Raw genomic sequence first — 2,393 nt, forward strand, 5'->3', positions numbered from 1 at the left:
ACCCCTCACCGCTCATCGCGGGCCTCCGTCGGCTCGCGGCGCGTCGACCCGTCGCCGCCCGCGTACGCCGCGACCGCCCCGTCGTCCAGCGCGTCGAGCAGCGCGGCGGGCCCGTGCGCGTCGACGACCGCCTCGGGATCGAGTCGCTCGGCGAGCGCGCGGTGACCGGCCGCGGCGCGCGCGGCCGCCTCGTCCGCGTCGACGTACGCCGACAGGGCGTCGTCGACCGCGGCCTCGCGGACGCGCGCGAACCGCTCGGAGTCGGGGTCGACCGGGCCGTCGGCGTGGGTCTCGTCGAACCACTCGATCCAGCGCTCCCGGTCGGCCCACTCGCCCTCGCGCTCGGCCTCGCGGCGGACCCAGTCGACGCCCTCGGCCGCCGCCGGCCACCAGCCGTCGTCGATCCGGGCGTCGGCGACCACCCGCTTGCCGACCCGCGCTCCCCGGCCCGCGGCCGTGACCGCCTGCCGGTCCGCGTCCGACGGAGACGCGACGTACAGCCCCTCGACCGGCGTCTTCCCGTCTCGGTCCGCGTACTCCCGGTCGAAGTCCTCGCGCGTCTCACCGTCGCGATCGCGTGCCTCGAACATCGCGCCGTCCCCGTCGAGCCCGCGGAGGTACTCGCCGTCGTAGCGCGTCGCCGCGACCACCCGGCGGGCGGTGACCGGGTCGCCCTCCTGCGGGGTCACGACGAACCGAGGCGCGTCGCCCTCGGGGGGCTCTCCGGGCCCGCCGTCGGTCGCCCGCTCGACGGTCTCGACGAGGTCGTCGACGACCGCACAGCCCGCCCGCTCGGCCTGCTCGCGCATGAGGTCGGAGAGGGTTCCGACGTCGATGCCGGCCGGGAAGCCGGGGTAGTTCTCGAGGTGCGCGCACCGCGCGAGCGACGACCGGCCGCGGTCGAAGACGGTCACGTCGAGGCCGTCGCGCGCGGCGAACACCGCGGCGGCGCAGCCGGCCGGCCCGCAGCCGACCACGACGACGTCGCGGTCGGCGGCCTCGGGCTCGGCGGGACCGCTCATTCGCCCCCTCCGGCGACGATCGAGGCGACCTCGCCGCGGTCGAACAGCTGTTCGTCGGCGGGGATCTCCGGGTAGTCGTCGCCGTGTTCGTACGTCGGCCACTCACCGAACCGCTCCGGGAACAGCTGTTTCGCGGTCATCTCCAGCTGGAACAGGTTCATGATCGGGCCCTGAACCGGATCGCCGGAGGGGTAGAAGCGGTCGTTCGCTATCGCGGAGAGGTCGCCGGCGACCGGGTGGTCCGACAGCTCCTCGCGGACAGCGCCCACGTCGTAGTAAGAGGCGATCCCGTACTGGTGGAGGACGACGTCGGGGTCGACCTCCAGCAGTCGCTCGTGGTCGTATGCCGTCTCGTAGGTGACGTCGTCGCCGGCGAACGCGTCGGGCACGTCGAACGGACGCACGTGCGCGTTCGCGAACCCCGGCTCGTCGGTCCGCGAGGGGTAGTAGGTCCCGTCCATGTAGATGAGCGTCGCGACGGTCGGCCGCTCCTCGGCCGGGGGGAGGTCGCTCCGGATCGTCTCGATCAGGTCCTCGCGGACCGCGTCGAGCGCGGCGAAGCGTTCCGACTCTCGGAACGCGGCGGCGATCCGCTCGCCGATCTCGGGGAGGGTGTAGTACTCGTACCGGTCGCGGTACGCCTCGGGCGGCGCGGCGTGCCGGCGGCTGTAGCTGTTTCCGAACCACGGCCCGACGCGCTCCCGGACCTCGGCCACGTCCTCCTCGTCCCAGCCGTCGAAGGAGGCGAACAGCGCCGGGTCGGCCAGGTGGAGGTCGGAGTCGAGCTCGTAGAGGAGCTCGCGGTCGACCGAGATGCCCCCGCCCGAACCGGAGTTGAGCTGCGTGATCCCCTCGCGATCGAAGGAGACGCCGTCGAGGTTCGCGTAGTAGGCGTCGAGCGTGTTCCCGCCCGCGTCGGCGTCGAACCCGAGAGAGTTCACCGCCCCGCCGTGGCCGAGCGCCACGGCGAGGTCGGCGTACAGCAGGCTGTACACCGACACGCTCTCGGGGACCGCGTCGAACTCGACCTCGCCCACCGGGGCCATCGCGGCCGTGTACGTGTCCGGCGAGTCGCCGCCGGAGCCTCCGTCCGCGGAACCGGCCTCATTCTCGGACCCGCTCGGCGTCGTCTCCCTCCCGCTACACCCGGCGAGGAGCCCCGCGCCGGCGACGGCGCCGCAGTACCTGATCGCGTCGCGTCGCGTGCCGGTGAGTCGGTCCGCGTCTGGTTGCATACGATTTAGGGGCCGTGTTGAGATAAGGTCGAAGGATGAGGCGGTCAAAAGTTCGAGTGGTCCATGCTCAGTTTCGACCGCCTCAGCGGCGATAGCGGTTGTATCGAGTTAGATTTTCTGGAGCGAGAGGCGACAC

The 2,393-nt window shown here is 72.7% G+C and carries 2 protein-coding genes and 1 pseudogene; 1 reads left to right on the forward strand and 2 read right to left on the reverse strand.

From position 1 onward, the window contains the following. Positions 1 to 5: 5 nt before the first annotated feature. Both B9G49_RS15920 and B9G49_RS15925 read right to left on the reverse strand, forming a co-directional pair. On the reverse strand, positions 6 to 1,022 hold the full coding sequence (locus B9G49_RS15920) for an FAD-dependent oxidoreductase (RefSeq protein WP_086217018.1): 1,017 nt from the start codon (positions 1,020 to 1,022) through the stop codon (positions 6 to 8). Then, complete coding sequence (locus B9G49_RS15925) at positions 1,019 to 2,257, reverse strand: ABC transporter substrate-binding protein (RefSeq protein WP_086217019.1); 1,239 nt, start codon at positions 2,255 to 2,257, stop codon at positions 1,019 to 1,021. Before B9G49_RS15925 ends, B9G49_RS15920 begins: the two co-directional genes overlap by 4 nt. Positions 2,258 to 2,320: 63 nt before the next feature. On the opposite strand from B9G49_RS15925, the pseudogene B9G49_RS16405 reads away from it, so the two are divergent. Next, positions 2,321 to 2,393 (forward strand): annotated as a pseudogene (locus tag B9G49_RS16405) (IS6 family transposase); the annotation flags it as partial.

The sequence above is a fragment of the Halorubrum sp. SD683 genome, from assembly GCF_002135045.1.
Taxonomy (GTDB): Archaea; Halobacteriota; Halobacteria; order Halobacteriales; family Haloferacaceae; genus Halorubrum; species Halorubrum ezzemoulense.

Excerpts from the sequence above, each read along its gene's own strand:
- B9G49_RS15920 (WP_086217018.1), bottom strand. The coding sequence starts at position 1,022 with ATGAGCGGTCCCGCCGAGCCCGAGGCCGCCGACCGCGACGTCGTCGTG.
- B9G49_RS15925 (WP_086217019.1), bottom strand. The coding sequence starts at position 2,257 with ATGCAACCAGACGCGGACCGACTCACCGGCACGCGACGCGACGCGATC.